General features: G+C 52.9%; 27 protein-coding genes. 12 read left to right on the top strand and 15 right to left on the bottom strand.

From position 1 onward, the window contains the following. Positions 1 to 19 precede the first annotated feature (19 nt). Positions 20 to 268 carry an acetolactate synthase 2 small subunit gene (gene ilvM / locus C9I99_RS24760; protein WP_039468244.1) on the bottom strand — a complete coding sequence of 83 codons (249 nt, stop codon included), beginning with the start codon at positions 266 to 268 and terminating at the stop codon, positions 20 to 22. After that, positions 268 to 1,914, bottom strand: coding sequence for an acetolactate synthase 2 catalytic subunit (gene ilvG / locus C9I99_RS24755; protein ID WP_107351505.1), 1,647 nt, complete (start codon positions 1,912 to 1,914; stop codon positions 268 to 270). Before ilvG ends, ilvM begins: the two co-directional genes overlap by 1 nt. Before the next feature lie 415 nt (positions 1,915 to 2,329). On the opposite strand from ilvG, the gene C9I99_RS24750 reads away from it, so the two are divergent. Beyond that, positions 2,330 to 3,859 carry a YifB family Mg chelatase-like AAA ATPase gene (locus C9I99_RS24750; RefSeq protein WP_107351504.1) on the top strand — a complete coding sequence of 510 codons (1,530 nt, stop codon included), beginning with the start codon at positions 2,330 to 2,332 and terminating at the stop codon, positions 3,857 to 3,859. Between the two features lie 74 nt (positions 3,860 to 3,933). Here C9I99_RS24750 and C9I99_RS24745 read toward each other — a convergent pair whose 3' ends face one another. From C9I99_RS24745 to C9I99_RS27265, 5 genes are all read right to left on the bottom strand, one after another. Further along, positions 3,934 to 4,536 (bottom strand): DsbA family protein, encoded by a 603-nt coding sequence (locus C9I99_RS24745; RefSeq protein ID WP_107351503.1) that lies wholly within the window; start codon positions 4,534 to 4,536, stop codon positions 3,934 to 3,936. Positions 4,537 to 4,607: 71 nt separating this feature from the next. Beyond that, positions 4,608 to 5,597, bottom strand: a complete 990-nt coding sequence (locus C9I99_RS24740) for a serine/threonine protein kinase (RefSeq protein WP_107351502.1) — start codon at positions 5,595 to 5,597, stop codon at positions 4,608 to 4,610. A 110-nt stretch (positions 5,598 to 5,707) separates the two neighbouring features. Next, on the bottom strand, positions 5,708 to 7,132 hold the full coding sequence (gene ccoG, locus C9I99_RS24735) for a cytochrome c oxidase accessory protein CcoG (RefSeq protein WP_107351501.1): 1,425 nt from the start codon (positions 7,130 to 7,132) through the stop codon (positions 5,708 to 5,710). A gap of 272 nt (positions 7,133 to 7,404) precedes the next feature. Then, positions 7,405 to 7,671 (bottom strand): YihD family protein, encoded by a 267-nt coding sequence (locus C9I99_RS24730; RefSeq protein WP_107351500.1) that lies wholly within the window; start codon positions 7,669 to 7,671, stop codon positions 7,405 to 7,407. Positions 7,672 to 7,812: 141 nt separating this feature from the next. Continuing rightward, positions 7,813 to 7,989 (bottom strand): hypothetical protein, encoded by a 177-nt coding sequence (locus tag C9I99_RS27265; protein WP_166645518.1) that lies wholly within the window; start codon positions 7,987 to 7,989, stop codon positions 7,813 to 7,815. 344 nt (positions 7,990 to 8,333) lie between these two features. On the opposite strand from C9I99_RS27265, the gene C9I99_RS24725 reads away from it, so the two are divergent. The 3 genes from C9I99_RS24725 to trhA all read left to right on the top strand — a co-directional run bounded on the left by C9I99_RS24725 (position 8,334) and on the right by trhA (position 10,757). Next, complete coding sequence (locus C9I99_RS24725; protein WP_107351499.1) at positions 8,334 to 9,011, top strand: FadR/GntR family transcriptional regulator; 678 nt, start codon at positions 8,334 to 8,336, stop codon at positions 9,009 to 9,011. 162 nt (positions 9,012 to 9,173) lie between these two features. Next, positions 9,174 to 9,962, top strand: coding sequence for a sporulation protein (locus C9I99_RS24720; RefSeq protein WP_107351498.1), 789 nt, complete (start codon positions 9,174 to 9,176; stop codon positions 9,960 to 9,962). Between the two features lie 135 nt (positions 9,963 to 10,097). Continuing rightward, the gene (trhA, locus tag C9I99_RS24715) at positions 10,098 to 10,757 is read left to right on the top strand and encodes a PAQR family membrane homeostasis protein TrhA (RefSeq protein ID WP_107351497.1); all 660 of its coding nucleotides are present in this window, start codon (positions 10,098 to 10,100) and stop codon (positions 10,755 to 10,757) included. An 83-nt stretch (positions 10,758 to 10,840) separates the two neighbouring features. On the opposite strand, the gene C9I99_RS24710 is transcribed toward trhA, so the two are convergent. The 5 genes from C9I99_RS24710 to def form a co-directional block, all read right to left on the bottom strand. After that, complete coding sequence (locus tag C9I99_RS24710; protein WP_107351496.1) at positions 10,841 to 12,286, bottom strand: TrkH family potassium uptake protein; 1,446 nt, start codon at positions 12,284 to 12,286, stop codon at positions 10,841 to 10,843. 8 nt (positions 12,287 to 12,294) lie between these two features. After that, positions 12,295 to 13,689 (bottom strand): Trk system potassium transporter TrkA, encoded by a 1,395-nt coding sequence (trkA, locus tag C9I99_RS24705; RefSeq protein ID WP_338069670.1) that lies wholly within the window; start codon positions 13,687 to 13,689, stop codon positions 12,295 to 12,297. Between the two features lie 169 nt (positions 13,690 to 13,858). Then, positions 13,859 to 15,139 (bottom strand): 16S rRNA (cytosine(967)-C(5))-methyltransferase RsmB, encoded by a 1,281-nt coding sequence (gene rsmB / locus C9I99_RS24700; RefSeq protein WP_107351494.1) that lies wholly within the window; start codon positions 15,137 to 15,139, stop codon positions 13,859 to 13,861. Positions 15,140 to 15,236: 97 nt separating this feature from the next. After that, positions 15,237 to 16,181, bottom strand: a complete 945-nt coding sequence (fmt, locus tag C9I99_RS24695; protein ID WP_107351493.1) for a methionyl-tRNA formyltransferase — start codon at positions 16,179 to 16,181, stop codon at positions 15,237 to 15,239. Positions 16,182 to 16,210: 29 nt separating this feature from the next. Further along, on the bottom strand, positions 16,211 to 16,732 hold the full coding sequence (def, locus tag C9I99_RS24690) for a peptide deformylase (RefSeq protein WP_208113464.1): 522 nt from the start codon (positions 16,730 to 16,732) through the stop codon (positions 16,211 to 16,213). A 257-nt stretch (positions 16,733 to 16,989) separates the two neighbouring features. Here def and C9I99_RS24685 point away from each other — a divergent pair, with 257 nt between their 5' ends. From C9I99_RS24685 to C9I99_RS24670, 4 genes are read left to right on the top strand one after another with little or no spacing between them, the layout of a single operon-like run. Then, entirely contained in the window at positions 16,990 to 18,096 is a 1,107-nt protein-coding gene (locus C9I99_RS24685; protein WP_107351491.1) for a LysM peptidoglycan-binding domain-containing protein, read from the top strand. A gap of 9 nt (positions 18,097 to 18,105) precedes the next feature. After that, on the top strand, positions 18,106 to 19,200 hold the full coding sequence (dprA, locus tag C9I99_RS24680; protein ID WP_107351490.1) for a DNA-processing protein DprA: 1,095 nt from the start codon (positions 18,106 to 18,108) through the stop codon (positions 19,198 to 19,200). Between the two features lie 2 nt (positions 19,201 to 19,202). Next, on the top strand, positions 19,203 to 19,676 hold the full coding sequence (locus C9I99_RS24675) for a DUF494 family protein (protein ID WP_107351489.1): 474 nt from the start codon (positions 19,203 to 19,205) through the stop codon (positions 19,674 to 19,676). A gap of 40 nt (positions 19,677 to 19,716) precedes the next feature. Then, positions 19,717 to 20,274, top strand: coding sequence for a DNA topoisomerase family protein (locus tag C9I99_RS24670; RefSeq protein WP_107351488.1), 558 nt, complete (start codon positions 19,717 to 19,719; stop codon positions 20,272 to 20,274). Between the two features lie 85 nt (positions 20,275 to 20,359). On the opposite strand, the gene C9I99_RS24665 is transcribed toward C9I99_RS24670, so the two are convergent. Together C9I99_RS24665 and purE are read right to left on the bottom strand one after the other, a co-directional pair. Next, complete coding sequence (locus C9I99_RS24665) at positions 20,360 to 21,475, bottom strand: 5-(carboxyamino)imidazole ribonucleotide synthase (protein WP_107351487.1); 1,116 nt, start codon at positions 21,473 to 21,475, stop codon at positions 20,360 to 20,362. Then, the gene (gene purE, locus C9I99_RS24660; RefSeq protein WP_107351486.1) at positions 21,475 to 21,963 is read right to left on the bottom strand and encodes a 5-(carboxyamino)imidazole ribonucleotide mutase; all 489 of its coding nucleotides are present in this window, start codon (positions 21,961 to 21,963) and stop codon (positions 21,475 to 21,477) included. Before purE ends, C9I99_RS24665 begins: the two co-directional genes overlap by 1 nt. 199 nt (positions 21,964 to 22,162) lie before the next feature. Between purE and tsaC the strand changes: the two genes are divergently transcribed. The 4 genes from tsaC to C9I99_RS24640 all read left to right on the top strand — a co-directional run bounded on the left by tsaC (position 22,163) and on the right by C9I99_RS24640 (position 24,824). Next, a complete protein-coding gene (tsaC, locus tag C9I99_RS24655) occupies positions 22,163 to 22,720 on the top strand; it encodes an L-threonylcarbamoyladenylate synthase type 1 TsaC (RefSeq protein WP_107351485.1) in 558 nt (185 codons plus the stop codon). Positions 22,721 to 22,730: 10 nt separating this feature from the next. Next, positions 22,731 to 23,636 carry an oxygen-dependent coproporphyrinogen oxidase gene (gene hemF, locus C9I99_RS24650; RefSeq protein ID WP_107351484.1) on the top strand — a complete coding sequence of 302 codons (906 nt, stop codon included), beginning with the start codon at positions 22,731 to 22,733 and terminating at the stop codon, positions 23,634 to 23,636. Between the two features lie 94 nt (positions 23,637 to 23,730). Next, positions 23,731 to 24,552 (top strand): shikimate dehydrogenase, encoded by an 822-nt coding sequence (aroE, locus tag C9I99_RS24645; RefSeq protein ID WP_107351483.1) that lies wholly within the window; start codon positions 23,731 to 23,733, stop codon positions 24,550 to 24,552. Between the two features lie 8 nt (positions 24,553 to 24,560). Continuing rightward, complete coding sequence (locus C9I99_RS24640) at positions 24,561 to 24,824, top strand: DUF1488 family protein (RefSeq protein WP_107351482.1); 264 nt, start codon at positions 24,561 to 24,563, stop codon at positions 24,822 to 24,824. A gap of 2 nt (positions 24,825 to 24,826) precedes the next feature. On the opposite strand, the gene C9I99_RS24635 is transcribed toward C9I99_RS24640, so the two are convergent. After that, a complete protein-coding gene (locus C9I99_RS24635; RefSeq protein WP_107351481.1) occupies positions 24,827 to 25,366 on the bottom strand; it encodes a gamma carbonic anhydrase family protein in 540 nt (179 codons plus the stop codon). Positions 25,367 to 25,635: the final 269 nt, after the last annotated feature.

The following is a 25,635-nucleotide window of genomic DNA, read 5'->3' as shown; positions in this document are numbered from 1 at the left end:
TTTGTTCCTTCCTTAAAATCTAATCTCGATTAGCTACGAGTGTGGTTTCTACGGTACGAATATCCCAGAGTTTTTCGATTTGGTTGATCAGCGTCGTAATCGGGCGATCGCTGTCGACAAGGATTTCGATACTGGCGATTTTGCTTTCATGGTTTTGGGTTGCATTCACTTGTTTTATCACAAAACCACGGTGACGGATCACACGCAAGATACGTTCTAGTAATACTGGCTTATCATCCGCTTTGATGTCGAGTAAATATCTGTCCATTAAGTATTCTCCAGCATATCTTGATTCGCTGCGCCAGGTGGTACGAGGGGCCATACATTGTCTTCTTCAGAGATCAATACATGGAGTAAGTAAGCCGTCTTGCTAGCCAGCATTTCCTTCAGTGCCGGCTCCACATCTTCCTTGCGGGTGATGGTTTTGCCTGGAATATCGAAGGCCTGGGCCAGCATCACAAAGTCAGGGTTGTCATCGAGGATGGTTTCGCTGTGGCGGCCATCGAAGAACAGGGACTGCCATTGGCGCACCATCCCTAGGCGTTGGTTGTTGATCAGTACCATCTTGACCGGGATCTGGCGGCGCTTGAGGGTACCCAACTCCTGGATATTCATCATGAACGAGCCGTCACCGGTGATCAGGATTGACTCATCATCCGGGCGGGCGACCTTGGCACCCATTGCTGCCGGTAGGCCGAAGCCCATGGTGCCGAGGCCGGCCGAGGTGATGTAATTTTGTGGCTCTCGCGGCTGGATATGCTGGGCTGCCCACATTTGGTGCTGACCGACGTCGGTCGAAATCATGGCACTGTCTGGCATCATGTCCGACAGCTGTTTCATTAACAGCGGGGCATAGATCAACTCGCCTGGATGGTCATAGCGCCATTTGTTTTGTTGGCGCAAGCTGGCGGCATAATCTACCCAGTCAGTGATATCTTGGCTCAGTTCCAGTTGCGGCAGGATGATATTGAGATCACCGCGCAACGGGGCATGGGCATGGCGTAATTTGTTGAACTCGGCAGCATCAATATCGATATGGATTACCTTGGCGTGAGGGGCGAAGGTATCCAGCTTACCGGTTACCCGATCATCGAAGCGGGCACCGACGACGATCAGCAGATCACACTCCTGCACCACCAGGTTGGCGGTTTTGGTACCGTGCATCCCCAGCATGCCCAGGTAGTGTGGGTCATGGCGCTCAATCGTGCCAAGTCCTTTGAGGGTGCTGACCGACGGCATCGGGTTCATGGTAAGGAAGGTGCGCACGGTGTTGGTGGCTTTGGCTAACTGGACCCCGCCGCCGACATACAGTACCGGACGCTGGCTTTCAGACAGTAGCTGCTGGGCGGTAGCTACCTGCTCGGTGGTAGCCACTGGTAGTACTGGAGGGGTGATCGGTGTCAAATCCCCATCCGGAGCTTGGCCAAGCTGGACATCTTTGGCGATGTCGACCACTACCGGGCCCGGGCGACCTGCTTTGGCCACTTCAAATGCCTCGGCAAGGGTCGGGATCAGATCGTCGATGTCTGTTACCAGATAGCTGTGCTTGGCACAGGCCAGCGACATGCCGATCACATCCATCTCCTGGAAGGCATCGGTGCCGATGTGCGAACTGGCAACTTGCCCTGTGATAGCGACAATCGGCACTGAATCGAGGAAGGCATCGGCCAGCCCTGTCATCAGGTTAGTGGCGCCGGGACCTGATGTAGCCATGCATACTGCCACGTCCTGTGTTGCTCTGGCCATACCGATGGCGGCCATGGCGGCGCCTTGTTCGTGGCGGCACAGGATGTGCTCGACGCCACCGTCATAGAGGGCATCATAGATGGGCATGATGGCACCACCTGGATAGCCAAATATTGTTTTGATCCCCTGCTTCTGCAGCGCCGCTACGACTAACTCTGCTCCCGTCATCGCTGCTCTCCCTTGTTTCCTTGCCTGCGACATGCTGATTGATTGTTGGTTTAATCAGCATATTTCATTAGATAGTCCAAAAAAAAGCCCCCTGGCCTGTTGGCTTAGGGGGCTTCTCTGCGTTTGTTGTGCTTGTCAGCTAATTTACGCCTGCCCGTCCCCCTCGTAGTGAAATTAGCACCACGATGACGTTGATAATGAGTAGGAGGGCGTTGGCCATAAATTGCATTGACTGTCTGTCCGGTTTTTATGTTTAGACGTTGTGTTTACCTAGTGGTAACACAGACATCGCTCGCATGACAAGAAAAAAGTTAAAATTAATTTGCAATTAGACTGCATAAATAGGCTATTGATGAAACGTATTTGATGAAAATATTTAACTTTTTTGTTTGAAATAACAGCAGGATGACTACAGATGAACCTTGCCATTATTCACAGCCGTGCCAGCGTCGGGGTAGAGGCTCCAGCTGTCACCGTAGAGGTGCATATCAGCAATGGCATGCCTGCCTTAACCTTGGTTGGCCTGCCGGAAACCAGTGTTAAGGAAGCCAAGGACAGGGTGCGCAGTGCCATCGTCAATGCCGGGTTCGAGTTTCCGTCCCGGCGTATTACGGTCAACTTGGCACCGGCAGATTTACCCAAGGAAGGGGGCCGGTTCGATTTACCTATCGCGCTTGGGATCCTCGCCGCTTCGGAGCAAATACCGGCCAATAAGCTACATAACTTCGAATTTTTAGGAGAGTTGGCGCTGTCCGGAGAGTTGCGCCCAGTCAAAGGTGCCCTGCCCGCAGCCTTGGCTGCTGGGCAGGCCACGCGATGTTTGGTGGTGCCAGATGGTAATGGTGATCAGGTCGCGTTGGTCGGTAAAGACTGCCATAAATCAGCACCGAGCTTATTGGCTGTCTGTACCTATTTGCATGGGCAAGGTGAGCTCGCCCTGGCACAGTCACCCATCCTCGACGTGGCAGAGAGTGTGGCACCAGAGCGGGATATGCAAGATATTATCGGCCAGCAACAGGGCAAGCGAGCACTGGAGATTGCGGCTGCTGGTGGCCATAACTTACTGTTTCTTGGTCCGCCCGGGACCGGGAAAACCATGCTGGCTTCGAGATTGTGTGATTTGTTGCCAGCGATGTCCATTGAGGAGGCGATGGAAACCGCGGCAGTGGCCTCGCTGACCCAGCAGCATATCCATGAGGGGAACTGGCGCCGGCGGCCCTTCCGTACTCCCCATCATTCCAGCTCGATGGCGGCTTTGGTCGGGGGCGGTTCGGTGCCCCGCCCTGGTGAGATCTCCCTCGCCCACAACGGTATTTTGTTCCTTGATGAGATGCCTGAGTTTGAGCGCAAGGTGCTGGACTCGATGCGTGAGCCGCTGGAGTCCGGTGAAATAGTGATCTCCCGTGCCACCAGCAAGACCACTTTCCCGGCCCGGTTCCAGCTGATTGGTGCGCTGAACCCGAGTCCGACCGGTTTTTATGAGGGCAACCAGTCGCGGACCAATCCCCAGGCCATATTGCGCTACCTCAGCCGGTTGTCGGGACCGTTGCTGGACCGCTTTGATATGTCGATTGAGATCCCGGCTTTGCCGAGAGGAACCTTGGCTGATGGGGGCGATCGGGGCGAGCCCAGCACGGTTATCCGCACGAGGGTGCTGGAGGCGCGTGAGAACATGCTACAGCGCAGCGGTCGGGTTAATGCCCTGCTGGGGACCCGTGAGTTGGATAAGTTCTGCAAGCTCGAGCGGCAAGACGCCGAATTCCTCGAAACGGCCCTGCATCAGCTCGGCTTGTCTATCAGGGCTTACCACCGGATCATCAAGGTAGCGCGGACCATTGCCGATCTGGCCGGGTGCGAAGCGATTGAGCGTCGCCACCTTGCCGAGGCGTTGGGCTACCGAGCGATGGATAGATTATTGCGCCAACTGACGGCGCAGGCGGTGTAGGACGTTTTTAAATGGGGATAGAACACAAAAAGGCCCGCAGGCCTTTTTGTATTCTGTTGTCCGTAAGAGGTGGCTTACTTGGTCAGTAGGTAGTTCACCAGCTCAAAGTACTCGTCGATGGATTTGACCTTGCCGGCTTCAACCTGGTACTTGTTGTTGACGATGATCGCAGGAACACCAGTCAGGCCGCTGTCTTGGAAGGCTTTGTTGAAGCGGTTTACCATCGAGTTCACGGCAAAGCTGTTGAAGGCACCGTCAAAATCTTCCGCACTCACCCCTTCATCAATGAAGATCTGGCGCAGTTCATTATCGTTGCGCGGTGGCTTTTGCATGTCATGGACGCGGGCAAACAGTACCGGTGTGATTGTATCTTCGACGCCAAGCACGATAGAAGTCGCGTAGGCCTTGCTCATGGATTTACCCATGTTGCCGCCCATGAACGATACATGGTTTTTTTGCAGCTTGGCATTGTCCGGCAGGTTTTTCTTCAGCTGCTGGATGATGGGTTCGAAGCTATTACAGTGCGGGCAGTAGAACGAGAAGTATTCGGTGACCACTGGACTGCTGGATTTTGGCAGATCCAATACCTTGTAATATTCCCCTTCGGTAAATTTTGCCGCCTGTACGGATAGTGACAGCAGCGCCACGCTGGCAAAAGCTAGGATCTTCTTAAACATGAATCAAATTACTCCCTGATATCAAAGTCTGAAATAACGCCGTTATTTCTACGATGTTGTGATTAGTATTATTACCATTGCGGCATCAGTTGCAATGGCGGTTCGTTGAGGGCTGCCAGTTGCTCTTTGAATGCCAATACTTGCCCTTCCCAGTACTTGGCATCGGCAAACCATGGGAAGGCATGTGGGAACGCCGGATCTTCCCAGCGGCGGGCTAGCCATGCCATGTAATGTACCATTCTAAGACCGCGTAAAGGCTCAATCAGTTGTAACTGTTTTTGATCAAAATCGGCAAATTCCGAATAGGCTTCCAAAATCGTATCGAGCTGGGCGAGTTGATCATGGCGATCGCCGTTGAGTAGCATCCACAAGTCCTGGACCGCGGGTCCATTGCGGGCATCATCTAAATCGACGAACAGTGGGCCGTCACGCCAGAGGATATTGCCGGGATGGCAGTCGCCATGGAGACGGATTGACGTCCAGTCGGTATGCCATTGGTGTTCGAGTTCGCGGATCAGGGTATCGAGATCGGAGAAGAAAGCATGCTTGAGGTGATCGGGGATCATCGCAGATTGCTCAAGGACCTGACGCGGCTGGTAGAGGTACTCATCAAGGCCGACCGTCGGACGGTGTTGAAAGGCCGTACGCTGGCCAACCTGGTGGATCCGGCCGAGGAAACGACCGACCCATTCCAGTTGGTCAAAATTGTCGACTTCGAACTGGCGGCCCCCCACGCTGGGAAACAGGGCCAAACGGTGATTCTGAAATGGATGCAGGGTGCGGCCATTAATCTTGATAGGTGCAGCAACGGGGATTTCCTGCTCCGCCAGCTCAAGTGTGAACTGGTGCTCCTCGGCGATCTGCTCGTCAGTCCAGCGCTGAGGGCGATAGAATTTGGTGACATAGCGGGCACCGTCTTCGGCGACAAACTGGTAAACCCGGTTCTCATAGCTGTTGAGCGGTAGCAGGCCGGATTCAGCACGGATGCCGATGCTGTCGAGGGCATCAAGCAATAAGTCTGGGTTCAGGTCGGCAAAATTAAAGCCGTGTTGTTGTGTCATCGTGACTTTCCACTAGGTACAGATTGTACGCAATTATAACATCATAATAAGAAAGGGCCTTTGATGGCCCCTTCTTTACACTATTTTGCACTGGCTGAGTGGGTAACACACTAGCGAAGTTCGCCGATAAAGCGGCTTTCGGTCTGGACTTGGTGACCGTCGCCTTCCCGCGTCAGGCTAAAGGTGATATCGGCAATATTGCCTTGTAGCAGGTATGGGTCCACTCCCAGGCTGACCGGCAAGGTAAAGATCTCTCCGGCGGCAACGCTGACTTGCTGTGGACCGTACCACTCAATCTCTTCGAGCCCGCTGACCGCGAGGCTATAGCGGGTATCTTGCTGGGTTTTGTTGAGGATTTTTAGGGTGTAGGTATTTTCCACCAGGCCTTGGTTGTTGATCCGGAACAGCTGGCTGCGGTCGCGGAGCACATCCAGCCCCATTGGTTGGACGGATGCAAATAGATAGAAGAACAGGCCGATCATCGCGACCATCACACCGCCATAACCGAGCAGCTTGGGCCGCATGATATGGGTGCTGTGCCCCTCCAGTTTGTGTTCGGTGGTGTAGCTGATCAGGCGTTTGTCATAGCCCATCCGCATCATGGTTTCATCACAGGCATCGACGCAGGCACCGCAGTTGATGCATTCATATTGCAGGCCGTCACGGATGTCGATCCCCGTTGGGCAGACCTGCACGCAGAGGTTGCAGTCGATACAGTCACCAAGGCCGAGCGTTTTGGGATCTTTCTTGCGCGGTCTTGGGCCTCGGGCTTCGCCCCGTGCGACATCATAGCCAACGATATAGGTGTCCTTGTCGAACATTGCTGACTGGAAGCGGGCGTAGGGGCACATGTGGATACAGACTATCGAGCGCATCCAGCCAGCGTTGGCATAGGTACAGCCGGTAAAGAACAGCACCCAGAAGCCAGCCCAGAAGCTGGTACCGAAGGTAAAGAAGTCAACCACCAAGGATTTGACGGGCAGGAAGTAGCCAACAAACGTTAGGCCGGTCGCAAGGGCGACGGTCAGCCAGGCAATATGCTTAAGGATTTTACGGCCAATGAGTTTGGCGGTGGGTTTTATACTGTCTTGCTTGCGGCGCTTGTTGGCCGGGCCCTCGAGTTTTTCCTCGCACCAGATATAGATGAATGTCCAGACCGTTTGGGGGCAGAAGTAACCGCACCATACCCGCCCAAGGAAAGTGGTGATAAAAAACAGGGCAAAAGCCGCGATCATGAACAGGGTGGCCAGCAAGGTCAGATCCTGGGGCCATAGGGTGGTACCGAAAAAGTGAAATTGCTGCTGGCCGATATCGAGCAAGATCCCCTGACGGTCTCCGTAGGGGATCCACGGTAGCCCCATAAATAGCAGCATCAACAACCACCCCATACGGCGGCGCAGTTGCTGGTAAACCCCTTTGGCAGCTCGGACATAAATCCGATTGCCGGGATTGAAGCGGTCAGTCCCCCCTTTGTGGGTCTTGGGATTGACCGTGGGTGGGGTGACATCCTTAATCTTTATTTTCTCTTGGGTCATGACTGTACTTTCCTTGGATGCTGCCTCACAGGCAGCGCGCAGCCAGTACGTTGCCGGCCAGTGCGTTGTAATCGTAAAGTTGGAATTGGTAAATAAATGTTACCGGCAGAGTATATCCCAGGCGGGAGCATGAATACTCTAGCGAGGTCATAATTTAGCCAACGGATACCGGAGAGTGTGAGGTGGCGGGGGGAAGAGGCTTAGAGACTGAAGAGAGTCTTAGCGGCAAAGAAAGGTGAAATATGCTGGGCCAGGGCGGCCCAGCACTGGGATCACTTGACGATACCGCGAGCACGCAAGATAGCGGTCTTGAAGTCGTCTTCGCAATCCTTGGCGATGCCAGGGATCATTTCCAGCTTCTCGCTATTACGCATCTTCAGGTGATAGATAAGGATATCGTCAGTTAGATCTTCCAGCTTGCCTTCGTACTTGGCTTCTTGTGCCAGTTTCAGCAAGAACTCAACCAGATTCATATCTGGTTCTTTGAGCCATTCAGGGTGGATGAGCTCGATCATTTCATTGACGCGATGGGTCTTCATAACAACTCCGCTTAGTAAAGGCTGGTTAACTGTATGGTTATTATTTTTAGTGGGATAACGGTATAACAAAGCAAGGACGGATACAAATCGGTGGGGACAAATAAAAGGGCAGCCGGAGGCTGCCCTGAACGCAAAGTGGTGCTACGCTGCTTTTTCGTTGTCGCCGCAGGTGACGGCCTGGTGAGGAGCTAGGATCACTGGCTGGGACGGAACAGCGGCTTTGGTTGTTTTGCTTTTGAGTATTGGTGCGTGTGAGGTACTGCGCAGACGGGATGGGCTGCGAGGTGTGCTGTACCTGACAAACGAGGCTGGGCGCATGTTTTACCTATTGGTCAGGCGCTTCCGTGGCCAGGGTGAATATAATATTTCAGCATCTTTATCGTTGGCAGGGCCGTTCCTGTGCAGAAATAAAATGGTGTTTAATTTTCGCGGCGAGAATAGCAACAACCTATCATTAAGTCGAGTGTTATTTGACCGCTGTTAAGGTGTTTAATGTTTGTTTTTTACCAAGCTTTGGAAGCGAAATGATACCCGTCTCGTCATCTGTGAAGATAAGCTGTTTATCTGGTTTCACTTTGTGGTCTAATGCTGCCATTACTGGCGATAAGGACCTGTCTGGCAAGCAACGGCAGGACAATAACTACAGCCTCTGGAGGGAGTTAATGGATCACGATCAGCAGCGACGGGTTACCAGCCGTAATTTGTCCTATAAACTGGCAGAGTCTATCGGGCAACAGATCTTGCGTGGGGAAACCGCACCGGGAGAAATTCTACCGGGTGAAGTAGAGCTGGGCGAAATGTACGGTGTCAGCCGGACCGCTATCCGCGAAGCCATCAAAATGCTGGCGGCCAAGGGAATGGTGTTGCCCCGTCCGCGTATCGGTACCCGGGTATTGCCGAAGCGGAACTGGAATTATCTGGATCAAGATCTGCTGGCTTGGCTTAACTTCGAGCAGCAAAGTGATTTGGTCTCTGAGTTCCAGCGGGTAAGGATCTCGCTTGAGCCTGAGGCTGCCGCCCTAACTGCCGTTAATGCCAATGACGCCGATCGCGAAGAATTATGTCGTCTGATGGCCGAGATGCATGCCTTGGGCGAAAAGTTTGATCAAGACCGCTGGGTCGACGTTGATACCCGTTACCACCAGTTGATTTACTTTGCCTCGGGCAATCACTTTATCAGCCCGTTCGGCAATTTGTTCAAAGCGGTGTTCGAGAGCTATTTCAGGGTGATCACCCGCGAGAAGCTGCTCAAGCTTGAGCTGCACCAGCAAGTGGTTGATGGCATTATGGCCCGCGATCCGGAAGCAGCCAGACAGGCTACTATCGAACTGTTGCGTTAATCCGAGAAACGAAGCTAAGGCTTCGTTTTTTTGTTTGTGCTCCAGATCGCTAAGTCTGCCCTTGCGGCAACAGGGTGTTCACTGCAATATAAGTATCATTTCATATTGATAGTGTGCATACGATCGTGATGGTCATGCGTGTGCAGCAAAGGAGATGCCCTGATGTCATTATTCCGCAAAAGCTTGGCCAGCCTTGGCATTGGTTCTGCTCGGGTTGATACCGTGCTACCACAGGGCGTGTTGATCCCTGGAGACCCCTTGGCTATTGATATACAGGTACATGGCGGAAAGGTAGAGCAGCAAATCGACAATATCCTCCTGTTCCTGTGTTGCCGCTACGAGGAAGAAGTGGAAAGCAGCCGGGGGGATAGTCAGCACCGTAAGGAAAAGATCACCCAAACCTGTCGTTTGGCCGAATGGTCATTGCCCTACTCGTTCGTTATTGGTGCCCATGAAGCGCGCCATTTCGATGTGAGTTTGTCGCTGCCTTTCAACACCCCTATCACCATCGGTGATTCCCATGTCTGGCTCGAGACGCACCTCGATATGCCGTTGGCTTTTGATGCCAAGGATAAAGATCTACTGACGGTCAGACCCGATCCGCTGTTGGACGGCGTTTTTTCGGCGTTGGAGCTGGCCGGGCTTCGGATCCGTCAAGTGGAATGCGAGGCGGCCAAGGGCTTTGCCCTGCCGTTTGTCCAGGAATTTGAATTCATACCGGTATCCGGCCCCTATCATGGTCGCTGGCGCGAGCTGGAGGTGGTGGTCTACCGTGATGAATCGGGTTTGCAGATGTGGTTTGAAATTGACCGGCGCCAGCGTGGCTTTAGCGGTATGTTGTCAGGCATGCTGGGGCGTGGCGAGCTCAAGCGCTACTGTGAGATCCCTGCCAGCTTACATCCGCAACAGGCGGGTGAGCGGGTATTGACCTTTTTAGATCAAGCCACCTAACTCAGTGTAAGTTGTGGCCTCGCTCTCGAAACAAGGGCGAGTGATGAAAAACGCTTATTTCAGCTTACACCTGTAAGCTAAATATGCCATACTGCTATTCTATTGAGCATAAACTCTATATTTAGGACGACAGCAATGGCAGAGCAGTTGGCGACCGGCTCGGAGTATTCGGTCACGGAGGAAGTGGCAAACAGCATCAGCCACGGCCTTGGCATGGTGTTTGGGATCATAGGATTGGTCTTGTTGCTGATACAGGCTGTCAGTACCGGGGCCGATGTGCTGAGTATTACCAGCTTGAGTATTTATGGTGCCAGTATGATTTTGCTCTATCTGGCATCGACCCTCTATCACGCGATCCCGTCCGAGCGGGCCAAGCGGGCACTGAAGACTTTTGATCATTGTGCCATTTATCTACTGATTGCTGGGACCTACACCCCGTTTCTTCTGATCACCCTGCGCACCCCGCTGGCGTTTATTTTAATGGCGGTGATTTGGGGAATTGCCTTAGTCGGTATTGTGCTGAAAATTGCCTTCGTATATCGCTTCAAGCGCTTGTCATTGGCGACCTATCTGACCATGGGGTGGTTGTCATTGATCGCGTTGTACCCATTGGCGATGTCTCTGGCCACGGGGGGGCTGGTTCTGCTGGCGGCGGGCGGTATCGTATATTCCGTCGGGGTGGTGTTCTATGTCAATAAGCGTATTCCCTACAACCATGCTATTTGGCATGTGTTTGTACTGGGAGGCACGGTCTGCCATTTCCTGGCGATTTATTTTTATGTTACGCCAGTATAAGCGGTGCGATTAACCGGTTTGCGATTGATACAAAAAGAGAGCCAAGTGGCTCTCTTTTTTCTTTAGGGTGTCTTTCTACTGGGTTAGTTGCGCCAGAACGCCGGGAAGAACACCACCAATACGGTCAGGATTTCCAGCCTTCCCATCAGCATACCGAAGCTCAACGTCCACTTGGCTAGATCGGGCAAGGTCGCAAAGTTGCCGGTCGGGCCGATCACATTGCCCATTCCGGGGCCGACATTGGCGACCGCTGTCACGGCACCGGTAATGCTGGTGATAGCATCGAGTCCTAACATGCTGAGAATCGCGGCAACCACCACGATGGTCAGGACAAACGTCAGGGCGAAAGCCACTACTGAGCGGACAATACCATCAGTAACCGGGCGACCATTGTAGCGTTGGATAAACACCCCTGACGGGTGGATCAACTGCATCATCTGCTTGCGCAGCAGGGCAAAGGCGACCTGGAAACGGAATATTTTGATCCCCCCGGCGGTCGAGCCCGAGCACCCACCGACCAGCATGATGAAGGCAAATACGATAGTCGGGAATGGCCCCCAGGCGGTAAAGTCATCCAGCCCGAAGCCTGTAGTCGTCACCACCGAAATGATGTTGAACAGCGAGACCCTAAACGCATCAATGAAACGGTAATCCAATTGCCAGGTCAGCCACAGCGCCACGGCCAGGCCTGCGCTGAATACCAAAAGAGTAAACCCCCTTACCTGAGCATCGCTCAGCAAGGAGCGGGCTTCGCGTTTGCGCAGCGCCTGAACAAAGAGCAGGAATGGCAAGCCTCCAGCAAACATGAACACAATCGCTACCCAGTGGGCACTGTTCGAGAAGTGGTTCATCGAGCCATCTGAGGTTGAATAGCCACCAGTCGACAACGTGGTAAAGGCATGGTTGATCGCGTCGAAGGTATTCATCCCTGTCAGCAGGTAACCGAGGAAACAAAGCCCGGTCAGGCTGAGATAGACATTGACGATATTCTTGGCCACGCTCTTGGTCCGTGGCGAGCTTTTATCGGACCAGTCGGAAGACTCGGTTTGGAACAGGCGCATACCACCGACATTGAGCATCGGCAAGATAGCCACCCCCATCACGATAAAGCCGATCCCGCCGAGCCACTGCAAGGTGGAGCGCCACAGCAAGATGCTCGGCGCCATATCATCCAGTCCGCTGAGCACGGTCGAGCCTGTGGTGGTGATCCCCGACATGGTCTCGAAGTAGGCATCGGTAAAGCTGATATGGTTGATAAAGACAAACGGTAAGGCGGCAAAGGCACTGGCAATGGTCCAGACCAGCGTGGTGATCAGGAACATATCCCGCACGCCAAGCTTGAACTCGTTGGTCCGGCCGAATGTCAGGCACAGGAATGCCACCACATGGGTGATTATGACGGCGGTGGCGAAGTCGATAAACCCTTCGGTCCCGGTGGCGAAGGCCACCAGGGTCGGGACATACATGAACAGGGCGATCTTGGATAAGACCAGCCCGATCACAAACAGAATGGGACGAAAGTTGACCATGTTGGCTACTACAGGAAGAACGGACTAGGTTGGAACAGGCGTTCGACGTCTGGGATATATTTCTTATCGACCAGGAACATCACCACGTGATCATTTTGTTCGATCACCGTGCGGTCATGGGCAATAAGCACTTCTTCACCACGGACAACCGCACCAATGGTGGTGCCCGGAGGTAGTTTGATTTCACCCACAGCCTTGCCAACCACCTTGGAGGTGCTCGAGTCACCGTGGGCAATCGCCTCGATAGCTTCGGCAGCCCCGCGGCGCAGCGAGGAGACGTTGACGATATCGGCTTTGCGGACATGGGTCAGCAAGGCAGAGATCGTCGCTTGCTGCGGCGAAATCGCAATATCAATGGTACCGCCCTGGACGAGGTCGACATAGGCCCCGCGCTGGATCAGCACCATGACCTTCTTGGCCCCCATCCGCTTGGCCAGCATGGCTGACATAATGTTGGCTTCATCATCGTTGGTGACGGCAATGAATACGTCGATTTGTTCTATGTGCTCTTCGCTCAGGAGTTCCTGATCGGATGCATCGCCACAGAATACAATGGTGTTTTCCAGCATCTCGGACAGGTTTTCGGCCCGCTCTGGGTTACGTTCGATCAGTTTGACGCTGTAGTTTTGTTCCAAACGACGGGCCAGACCGGCACCGATGTTACCCCCGCCGACAATCATCAGGCGTTTGTAGGGTTTCTCGAGGCGCTGGAGTTCACTCATCACCGATCGGATATGGTTGCTGGCGGCGACAAAGAAGACTTCATCATCAGCTTCGATAATCGTGGTGCCGCGAGGGCGGATTGGACGGCCCTGGCGGAAGATCGCGGCAACTCGGGTATCGACGTGCGGCATATGCTCACGCAGTGCTGACAGGGCGTTACCGACCAGTGGACCGCCGTAATAGGCTTTGACGGCCACCAGGCCGACTTTGTCCTCGGCAAACCCGACGACCTGCAAAGCGCCCGGGTATTCTATCAGCCGTTCAATATAGCCAGTTACCAGCTCTTCCGGGGCGATCAGGTGATCGACCGGCACCGCATCGGACTGGAACAGCTGGTCCTTTTCCTTGAGGTATTCCGGTGAGCGGATACGGGCCACCCGGTTGGGGGTGTTGAATAAGGTAAAGGCGATCTGGCAGGCGATCATATTGGTTTCATCGGAGTTGGTCACCGAAACCAGCATGTCGGCATCCTGTGCCCCAGCTTCACGTAGGGTGCGGGGATGGCTGGCAAAGCCCTGTACGACACGCAGATCATATTTGTCTTGCAGCTCGCGCAGGCGCTCAGGGTCCTTATCGACGATAGTAATATCGTTGTTCTCGCCAACCAGGTTTTCGGCTAGGGTACCGCCGACCTGTCCGGCTCCGAGAATGATAATTTTCATAGCATATGCCTGATTAATAGAATCGTTGTAGGTTACTACGCTTCGGGAGAAGGGTCATGCAGAACTCTGCTCATTTAGAATAACTTAGTTTGCAGCGATAGAAAGGCTGACCGCTGAATTACCTGCATAAAATCCCGAAATATAAACAAAAAACGGAACTTGAAGGTCAAGTTCCGCTATCGGTTATTTAGATCGCTTTGCGCATAACGGCATAGTAGAAGCCGTCCATATCCTGTTCGCCAGGCAATATCTGGCGGCCGGGTTGCTGGCGGTCGCTACCGATCAGCTCGGCATCAGCAGTGCGCTCAAGGAACGCTTTTACCTGTTCGCTGTTTTCCTGCGGGGTAATCGAACAGGTGGCGTATACCAAGGTACCGCCCGGCTTGAGCTGCTGCCACATCGCATCAACAATTTCCGATTGGAGCTGGGCCAGAGCGGCAATGTCATCGGCACGGCGCAGCCACTTGATATCCGGGTGGCGGCGGATCACACCGGTGGCCGAGCAAGGGGCATCCAGCAAAATGCGATCGAACTGCTCGCCCTGCCACCATTCTTCCGGGTAGCGGGCATCGGCACACAACACTTGAGCGGTTAGGTTCAGGCGCTGCAGGTTGTCATGCACTCGCTTTAGACGGTTGTCATCACAATCGATAGCAACCACTTGGGTATCCGGTTGGCGCTCCATGATATGGGCGGTTTTACCCCCAGGCGCGGCACAGCAATCAAGGATCAGCTCACCTGCTTGTGGCTGGAGGTATTCAACCGATAACTGGGCGGCTGCATCTTGCACCGACACCCAACCCTCGGCAAAACCCGGCAGTTTGCTGACATCGCACGGCGCGTGGAGCTTAAGGGCATCTGGCGCTTCGGTGTGGATATCGGTTTCGATACCGGCTTCGTCAAGCAATACGCGGTAGGCATCGCGGCTATGGTGTTGGCGGTTGACCCGCAGCCACATCGGCGCTTTGGTATTGTTGGCGGTGGTGATGCTGTCGAGCTGCTCTGGGTAACTAGCCTTGAGAAGCTTGAGTAACCAGCCCGGGTGGCCGTAACGGCCGGCATCATGGCTGATGGCTTGCTGATCTAGGCTCTCTTGCTGACGCTGGTAGTTACGTAAAATGGCATTGATCAGGCCGCGAAGCTGCGGCTTTTTTAAATTCTTAGTGGCATTGACCGTTTCGGCAACCGCCGCATGGGCTGGGATGCGCATGTAACCCAGCTGATAGAGGCCGACAAGAATAAGGTGATGGAAGACGCGCTGTTTGCCCTTGAGCGGCTTGTCCATCAGTTGTTGGGTCACCGACTCAAGGCGTGGAAGCCAGCGCAGTACGCCATAGCACATCTCTTGAAGCAGCGCATGATCACGCTCCTTGATGTCTTGTTGGGCAGCTGGCAGTGCGGTAGAAAGAGACTGGCCCTGATCAACCACTTGATAGATAACCTTGGCTGCTGCAGCTCTTACATTCATGCAGATTTCCTGATGTATTGACCTAACTCCCGTCGCGTATTGCGGTGGAGGCAGGTTGAAAAAAGTAAGGCCAGTGCAAGCACTGGCCCTTGGAAGGTTACAGTACCGTGCCGGGTTCGAACCATTCGCGGCGCGAGTTCAGCAGATCTTGTGCCTTCATCGCTTTTTTGCCCGGCGGCTGAAGCTCGGTCAGGCGCAGTGCCCCTTGTCCGGCTGCCACCAATATCCCCTGCTTATCTGCTGCGAGAACTGTGCCCGGTGCCTTGCCTTGGTTATCGGCTTCGGCATTGGCATGCCAGACTTTCACGTTCTGCTCGGCGACGGTGAAGTAGCTCATCGGCCATGGGTTGAAGGCGCGGATGCAGCGTTCGATGTGGGCGGCATCATCCGCCCAGTTGATGCAGGCTTCTTCTTTGCTCAGTTTCTTGGCATAGTTGGCTAGCGCATCATCTTGTTTTTCCGCAACCGCTTTACCATCGGCGATATCGGCCAGACAATCAACCAGAGCGACGGGGCCAAGCTCTGCCAGCTTTTCGTACATCGAGGCACTGGTATCGGTCGGCTCGATTGGCAAGGTAGCAATTTGCAGCATGTCACCGGTATCCAGGCCGATATCCATCTGCATGATGGTCACGCCAGTTTCGGCATCTCCAGCCCAGATCGAGCGTTGGATTGGGGCCGCACCACGCCAGCGTGGCAGGATAGAGCCATGGACATTGATACAGCCCAGCTTTGGGGTATCCAGTACCGCTTGTGGCAACAACAGGCCATAAGCCACCACCACCATGATATCGGCATCGAGAGCGGCCAATTCTTGCTTGGCTTCATCTGACTTGAAGTTCTCCGGCTGGTAGACCGGGATACCGTGCTCAAGGGCAATATGCTTGACGGGGCTGGCCGTCAGCTTTTTGCCGCGACCTGCCGGGCGGTCCGGCTGGGTGTAAACCGCAATGACATCGTGCTCCGAAGACAATAACGCCGCCAAGTGACGGGCGGCGAAATCCGGAGTACCAGCAAAAACAATTTTCAAAGGTTTGCTCAAGGTAGCGTCCTTAAAATCAGGTAGGCGAATTAGGCGTTATTCGCGTGTTTTTCGTTGTAGCGTTTGATCTTGGCCAGCTTGTCTTGAATACGCTTACGCTTCAGTGGCGATAGGTAATCAACAAACAGCTTACCTTCTAGGTGGTCAAGCTCGTGCTGGACACAAATAGCCAGTAGGTCGTCGGCATCAAAGGTAAACTCTTCGCCATCACGGTTTAGGGCTTTTACCGTGACTTCAGCCGCTCGTGACACGAGGGCACGGGCACCAGGAACTGACAGGCAACCTTCTTCGATGCCGTCTTCACCACGCTTTTCGATGATTTCTGGATTGATCAGTACCATTGGCTCATTGCGCTCTTCCGACAGATCGATCACCACGATGCGTTGGTGGCAATCCACCTGAGTGGCTGCCAGACCGATCCCTTCTTCTTCGTACATGGTTTCCAGCATGTCATCGACAAATTTCTGGATCTCAGGCGTTACGGCTTCGACAGGTTTGGCAACGGTGCGCAGGCGCTCGTCAGGGAATGTTAATACTTGCAATACAGACATAGACACTCTTTTTAAAAGGCAGTACTGATAACTGGGATCGTTTAATTGTTCTAATTCTAGTCATTTTAAAGGGCAAATCATAGTACCCCGTTGCATGGACCTTCTGTGTCTGCGGTTTGCTCCCTCTTGGTAAATTGCAATCGTGAGGCTGGAAAAAGTGAAGCCTGCCGAAAACTATGGGCGAACTGACACAGTGTTCTGGACACCACGCAAGGTCAGTGACAGCCTGATAATTTAAGCCTAGCGGTAGTGGGGGGATGATGAAGCAGTGGAAAAAGGTGTCGTGGGGAGTGTGGCTGGTAGTCGCCAGTATGGGGGGTGCCGTTTATGCCCAATCTCTAGCGCTTAGCGTCAAGGAAGGGGCGCCTGCCGTCTATACCGTTAAGAAGGGGGATACCCTTTGGGATATTTCAGCGCACTATCTGGCCAGTCCCTGGCGTTGGCCAGAATTATGGCAGAGCAATCGTAACACGGTGGCTGATCCCCACTGGATTTACCCCGGAGACCAGCTTCACCTGCATTTTGTTGGTGGCCAGCCTCGTTTGCTGCGTAAACCGGTGCGCTACTTGTCGCCCAAGATAAAAGTGACCCCTAAACCGGTGACCACCTTGCCTGCTGAGTTGCTCTTGCCTTATCTCGCTGAGGATAAGTTACTGATGGACAGGGAGCGAGCTAATCTACCTCATGTGATTGGTGACAGCTTGGCTCAGGGATATATCGCCAGAGGGGGGACGATCTGGGTCGATACACCATTGGTTGTTGGCGACCGGTGGGGGATTTACCGGTCAGCTCCGCCGCTAGAGCGCAAATTAGCGTCAGGGGAAATGACCAAAATCTCGAGCCTGAAAGAAGTTGCCCGAGGCGAAGTAGTGAGCGTTACCGAGATGACCAGTGCGGTCGTGTTGACCGATGCTTACCAGGAAGTTAAGCCCAATGATGTGTTGCTTCCTGCCCCATTGCCAAAACATGACGGAGCGATGAGTTTCTCTCCCTCCCCTTCTCCGGCCGCCTCCGAGGCCGAGGTCGTAGCCACTATGGGAGGAATGGCCTATATCGCAACTCATGAAGTTGTCGTGCTCAACCAGGGTCACCTTGATGGCCTGGAAGCTGGTCATGTACTTAGCATCATTCGACCCGGGGCGGGTTACACCGGCGACAAAGGCAATTATGAGTACAGTGAGCCTGATACCCAGCTGTTGTCGTCTTCGCTTTTCTCGCCTTCGAAATCAGGCCGTTTGCAAGATATCTTAATCGGTGAGGTAATAGTGATCCGTCCTTATGAATACTTCAGTCTCGCCGTGGTGACTCGGGCAATCGAGCCTTTCAGGGTAGGGGCTCGCGTCGTATCACCCCGGAAAGGTTAAACCGGTAGGATGTCATCGCTTAGTGACTGGCTTACCCTGGCCTCCGCTCCACAGCTTGGCGGCTTTCGGATAAGCCGCCTGCTGGAGCGCACCACACCCAGTGAGCTGTGTACGATGTCCGATCGGGAACGGGGGCAGATCGGCCTGAGTGAACGTCAGTGCCAGCACCTGGCCTTTCCGCCGCAGCAGCGTATCGATCGCTGCCTCGCTTGGCACCAACAGCCCAACCAGCAGATCATCCCCCTTGACTCCTCGCTTTATCCGGCCCTGCTGCGGGAGATCCCGTCTCCCCCTCCTTTATTGTTTGTCCGGGGTGAGACGCGCTGGTTGCATGAGCCACAACTGGCTATTGTCGGTAGTCGGGCTGCCAGTATTGACGGTTTGGAGGCAGCCGGAGAGTTTGCTGCTGCCATGGTGGCGGCGAACTATGTCGTCAGCAGTGGCTTGGCGTTGGGTATCGATGGTCAGGCCCATTACAGCGCGCTGAAAAATGGTGGCGCCACTGTGGCGGTATTAGGCTCAGGCCTCGACCGTATTTATCCCGCCAAACATCGAGACTTGGCTGATACGATTGCCGATCAAGGAGCTCTGGTATCGGAGTTCTGGCCCGATGAATCACCGCGTCCCCAGCACTTTCCTCGGCGTAACCGGGTGATCAGTGGGTTGTCGGTCGGCGTATTAGTGGTAGAGGCTGAGGAAAAAAGCGGATCCTTGATCACTGCTCGTTATGCACTTGAGCAAGGCCGGGATGTTTTTGCCATACCCGGTTCGATCTACAACCCGATGAGCCGGGGCTGTCATGCACTGATAAAAAACGGTGCTAAATTAGTAGAAACGCCGGTCGATATCTTTGAGGATGTCGGAGTACTGACAGAGTGCGCAAAAAGTAGTCAGTCAGTTCATTGTGTCCCACAACCTCAAAATGATAAATTGCCATTTCCAGCGCTGTTGGCTAACGTAGGCAATGAGGCAACACCCGTAGATGTAGTTGCTGAACGTAGTAGACTACCCGTTCATGAAGTCATGATGCAGTTACTTGAATTGGAATTGCAAGGAATGGTCGCTGCTGTACCAGGTGGCTATGTCAGAACGAGGAGGGGCTAGTTATGATGGATATCCTAATGTACCTGTTTGAAACCTATATCCACAGCGATGCGGAGCTCATGGTTGATCAGGATGAACTTTCCGAAGAGTTGCTTCGTGCTGGTTTTCACCAGGAAGATATTTACAAGGCGTTGGAGTGGCTGGAAAAGCTCGCGGCCCTGCAAGAAACAGAAGAAACGCCTTATATGAACACCAGTTCTGTGACGGCGATGCGTATTTATACGGCGCAAGAAATGTCACGTCTGGATACTACTTGTCGGGGTTTTTTGACTTACCTAGAGCAAATTCATGTGCTGGGCGCTGATACCCGGGAAATGGTGATTGACCGGATTATGGCGCTGGAAACCTCAGACTTTAATCTTGATGACCTGAAATGGATCATATTGATGGTTCTATTCAATGCGCCGGGCAATGAAAGCGCCTACAGCCAAATGGAAGAGCTGCTGTATGGCATGGAAGATGGCTACATACACTAAGTCCGTGTCGGTGGGCTGTTACTGAAGATGATTGAGTCGTATGTCTGGAAAAATTAACGCCCAGCTGTTTAGTGCCCATGAGCACGCGCTAGAGCATGAAAACCTGTGCCCGGAATGCGGCTCACCACTGGCGATGCGCAACGGTAAGCGCGGCCCTTTTTTGGGCTGTACCAACTACCCCGCGTGTGAATATATCAAGTCCCAGGCCAACAATGATGGCCATATCGTCAAACATTTGGGCCAGCCTTGTCCCGACTGTGGCGAAGAGCTGGTATTGCGCCAAGGACGCTATGGTATGTTCATCGGTTGCAGCGGTTACCCGCAATGTCACCATATTGAATCGCCAGAGAAAAAAGCCGAGTCGACTCAAGTCTCCTGCCCTGAGTGCCAGAAGGGAAACCTTATTGAGAGAAAGTCACGATACGGTAAGGTGTTTTATGCCTGCGATCAGTATCCGGGCTGCCGCTTTGCGGTCAATGCCAAGCCGGTAGAAGGCCAGTGCCAAACATGTGGTTTTGATCTGTTGGTTGAGAAGAAATTGGCCAGCGGTATTAAGCTGCAATGTGCTGACCGACGCTGCCATGCATACCAGGAGTAAGCATCGTTAGGGCAAGCGTTAGCCGTGAGTATTCAAGAAACAACAAAGCCAGCATCATGCTGGCTTTGTTGTGTATGGTGGTTCACTAGCGTTTCAGGGCGGGAAACGCAGTTGGGTCGAGATGGTCGGCAATGGTGCTTAGTGACACAGCCAAGTTCTCTTGGGTATCGGCACAGACATTGATATGTCCCATCTTACGGCCAGGGCGTTTTTCTTTACCATACCAGTGAATATGGCACTGGGGGTGGCTCAGTAACGCACTTGGCAAGCGGTTTTCACCCAGAATATTGATCATTGCGGTCGGACGCAGCAGGGCTGTGCTGCCCAATGGCAAACCGGTCACGGCACGTAAATGGTTCTCGAACTGGCAGGTCTCGGCACCTTGCTGGGTCCAGTGACCGGAGTTATGTACCCGTGGTGCGATTTCGTTGACCAGCAGCTTGCCGCCGACATCAAAGAACTCTATGGCCAATACACCGATATAATCCATGGACTCAGCCAGAGAGCGGAACATCGCTTCGGCTTGGTTTTGCAGGGCTTCGTTGTCGGTCATCGCAACTGACAAGCTCAATACCCCATCGGTGTGGGTATTTTCTGCCAGAGGGTATACCGAAATATCACCGTTTTTACCGCGGGCACCGACCAAAGAAACTTCACGGTCAAACGGGACAAACTCTTCGGCAACAATGGCTTGGTTATCGGTTTGTGCTATGAATTCAGCCATCTCCTGCCAAATTGTGTCGGCATCGTCACGCTGTTTCAGACGCCACTGACCCTTGCCATCGTAGCCACCTAAGGCACTTTTCAATACCATCGGCAGACCCACGGTGTCCATTGCAGTATCTAAATCTTCACGGTTGTTGATCAGGTGGTATTTGGCATTGGCCACTCCGGCACTGTCGAGTAGTGCTTTTTCAAGGCGGCGATCACCGCCAGCCTTGATGGCGTCAGTGGTCGGCAGGAACTTACCGCTTTGCTCGCAGATATCTAACACTTCGTGGGGAATATGTTCGAACTCTGCAGTGATCACATCGGAATACGTGATAGCCGTATTGAGTCCTTTCAGCATCACCTGCTGGGTTAGGGGATGCACGACGTTGCCAGTACCGACATCATAAGCAAAGACTTCGATGTTCAGTGGTGCGCCAGCAAGTGACATCATACGGGCAAGTTGCCCTGCACCAAGTACCAGTACTTTCATTATGCTTCCTCAGCCGGATTCGGGTTGGCAAGAACAGTATCGGTTTGCTCTTTGCGGAACGCATCGATAGCGGCCATGACCGTGCTATCTTGGGTTCCGATGATTTGTGCTGCCAGCAGGCCTGCATTGGCGGCACCGGCATCTCCGATAGCCAAGGTACCCACAGCAACACCTTTTGGCATTTGGACAATTGAGAGTAGAGAATCCATCCCTTTCAAGGCGCGGGACTGAACCGGTACCCCAAGTACAGGCAGGCTGGTGAAGGCTGCAGTCATTCCTGGTAGATGGGCAGCGCCACCGGCACCGGCAATAATCACTTTGATACCACGGGTGTTTGCTTGCTCTGCGTACTCAGCCAATAAATGTGGAGTACGGTGGGCTGATACAACTTTGGTTTCATAGGCAATGTTGAAACGGTCCAGCATTTCAGCCGCATGCTGCATGGTTGGCCAATCTGACTTTGAACCCATGATGATCCCAACTTTCATCCCGATCTCCTTTGGGGTAACTAAACGGTGAGGTATTAATGCATGTGCCGCGCATTATACGAGTATTTTTCGTGAAGGAAAACGTTTGCGTCAGGTAAATTGCAACAATGATTATAGAGCGTGGAGTTGTTAGGAAGGAGTCGGTAAGATAGGTAAACAGAACGTTACAACCGACGTCAGTCATTTCAAAGAGGTACCTGTGGAGAACCTTAACCAAGTAGTTGCAGCCCTGCAGCAGCAGGACGTTATTGCCTACCCAACCGAAGCCGTGTTCGGTGTGGGGTGTGATCCTGATAGTGAAACAGCGGTCAGCAAGTTATTGGCGCTCAAACAGCGGCCGATTGAAAAAGGCCTGATCCTGATTGCCGCCAACTATGAGCAACTGGCTCCCTATATCGATGACAGTGCGTTGAACGAAGAGCAGAAAGCCCGAATCTTTGCCTCCTGGCCGGGACCGGTGACCTGGGTCATGCCTACGAAGCCGGGTGTTCCGCGCTTTTTGACCGGGCAGTTTGATACGATTGCAGTGCGAGTAACCGATCACCCTTTGGTACAGCAGCTCTGTCTTGCTTTTGGTAAGCCCTTGACCTCGACCAGCGCCAATTTGACAGGCCAAGAGCCCGGACGTACGGCTGCCGATGTTGAAGCCCAGCTTGGTAACCAATTATCAGCAATTTTGCAGGGTGAAACTGGAGGGCGAGATAACCCTTCTGAAATCCGTGATGCCATCACCGGCAATATTTTCCGCCAAGGATAGGATTAAGATAATGCAGCAAGTGAATAAAGATGCCGTCAAAGCCTTTTTACTGGATCTGCAAGATAGGATCTGTAATGCCGTTGCTGAGCAGGACGGACAAGCGGGTTTTGAGCAAGATCAGTGGCAGCGTGAGCAAGGTGGCGGTGGTCGTAGCCGAGTGTTACGCGAGGGCCGACTCTTTGAGCAGGCCGGTGTTAATTTCTCTCATGTCTTTGGCGCACAGATGCCTGCATCTGCTACGGCACATCGGCCTGAACTTGCTGGGCGTAGCTTTGAAGCGATGGGGGTGTCGCTGGTGATCCACCCGCGTAACCCGTATGTGCCGACCTCTCATGCTAATGTACGGTTCTTCATTGCTGAAAAGGAAGGTGAAGATCCTGTCTGGTGGTTTGGTGGCGGCTTTGATCTGACACCGTTCTACCCGTTCGAAGAAGATTGCCAGCATTGGCATGATACCGCCAAAGCGCTTTGTCAGCCATTTGGTGAGTCGGTATATGATGAGCACAAGGCTTGGTGCGATAAATATTTCTTCTTACCTCATCGTAACGAAACCCGCGGCGTGGGTGGTCTGTTTTTCGATGACCTCAATGCTTGGGGCTTTGAAAAGAGCTTTGCTTATATGCAGGCCGTGGGCAATGGTTATTTGGATGCGTATTTGCCGATTGTCGAGAAGCGCTCCCCTACCCTCTATGGCGAACGTGAACGTCAGTTCCAATTGTACCGCCGTGGCCGCTATGTGGAGTTTAACCTGGTATATGACCGTGGCACCTTGTTCGGTCTGCAAAGCGGTGGTCGCACGGAATCAATCCTGATGTCCATGCCTCCCCTCGCCCGCTGGGAATATAGCTATACCCCTGAGCCGGGTTCAAAGGAAGCTGATCTTTATGACAACTACCTTAAGCCGCGGAGCTGGTAAGGGCTCAAAGGATTTGAGTCATTGAATCGGCAATGATAGGGTCAGTAGAAATACTGGCCCTTTTTATTGGTTTGAAAACACGGAATCCCGGCTGATGGATAAGTATGTTGTTTTTGGCAACCCGATTGCCCAGAGTAAATCTCCTTTTATTCACACACTCTTTGCCCGTCAGACTGGGCAGGACATGCGCTATGAAGCGCAGCTTGCACCTGTAGACGGATTTAAAGAGGCAGCAGATACATTTTTTACTGCTGGTGGTCGTGGCTGCAATATCACGATGCCATTTAAAGAAGATGCGTTTGCCTATGCCGATCAACTGACCGAGCGAGCTCGCTTGGCTGGGGCTGTGAACACCCTGAAAAAGCTCGATGACGGCGTTATTCTCGGTGATAATACCGATGGTGAAGGCTTAGTGCAGGATCTGATTCAGCACAGTACCTTATTGAAAGGACAAAGAGTCCTGCTTATCGGTGCGGGCGGTGCAGCTCGTGGAGTGGTGTTGCCACTACTGGCACAAGGTGTCAGTTCTCTGACTATTGCTAATCGGACAGTGGAGAAAGCAGGGGCGCTTGTCGAATTGTTCTCTTCCCATGGTCCAGTGAAGGCATCGGCCTTGCCTGAACTCGAGGGTAATGAATTTGACGTGATTATTAACTCGACCTCGGCGAGCCTCAGCGGTGAATTACCTGGGATCCCTGCCAGTTTGATCCGCCCTGAAGTGACCTGCTACGACATGGTCTATGGTGCCGAGCCGACGACATTTAATGTCTGGGCCAAAGAGCATGGTGCTAGAGTAGCGCTGGATGGTCTGGGGATGTTGGTCGGTCAAGCTGCAGAGAGTTTTATGTTGTGGCGTGGCATTCGGCCTGGGGCAAAACAGGTGCATAATGAATTGCGCCGTACACTTCAACAGTAAAGAGCATTATGAATCAAGATATTTTGTTTGCTGACATGCAAACGTGGGACAGTGAGCGCCAAGCCGTGAACTTTCCCGCACAACAAGGTGGTGCACTGATACATTGTTGGGTTAGCTTAGCCTGGCTTGAAAAAGAGTATGGGCAAATACTTGCTAATGAGGCCGCTGTCCTTGCTGTGTTTGCCCAACATCGTTTCGATTTGGAAGACATCGCCGAAACCTTGATTGAAGATGAAGAGTTTAACGTCGATGGCGATATCGATATCGCCTAACCCTATTCTTCTGTGAGATATTCGTTTTTCAGCCTGACGTAATTGTCTGCCGAGCTTGGCAGGAAAGCGCGCTCTTTATCGGTTAAAGCGCGCGCTTGCTTTACTGGGCAACCTATATAGAGAAAGCCGCGTTTTAGTACCTTGCCCGGTGGTACCAAACTACCTGCGCCAATCATCACATCATCTTCGATAATCGCACCATCTAGAATAATAGCGCCCATACCGACTAAAACACGATGGCCGATTTGGCAGCCGTGTAGCATGGCTTTATGTCCAATTGTCACCTCATCTCCAATGAGTAAAGGGTGACCATGCGGCTTTTCGTTACTGGTTCGTGATACATGCAGGACGGTGCCATCTTGAACATTGGTCTTTGCTCCTATCTTTATATGATTCACATCCCCGCGGGCTGCAACCAAAGGCCAGATGCTGGCATCCTCTCCCAGAGTAATATCGCCGATGAGTATTGCAGATGGATCGACATAGGCGCTGGAAGAAATAGTCGGATAAGTATTTTTATAGGGACGAATAGATTTAACCATAGCGCAGAGCCTTAAAAATTAAGTTTATATTGTCAGATTAGCCTTGGTGTGGTGTAAATAATATCGAAAAACACCGCCTTTGTTTGATTACTGCACAGTTAGGCTCAAAAGATGAATTTATTTTGAATTTAGCCTTGCCAACGTGATCGAACTCTCTATAATGCGACCTCACTGACACGGAGCACGGCAACTTAAGCCGCTAACCAATCAGTATTGTTCTTTAACAATTTGACCATGCAATCTGTGTGGGCACTCGTGAAATGATAGTC

It is taken from the genome of Photobacterium lutimaris (assembly GCF_003025555.1).
Classification (GTDB): domain Bacteria; phylum Pseudomonadota; class Gammaproteobacteria; order Enterobacterales; family Vibrionaceae; genus Photobacterium; species Photobacterium lutimaris.
The sequence above is the reverse complement of the archived record's forward strand: the minus strand, read 5'-3'. Positions and strand labels throughout refer to the sequence as shown.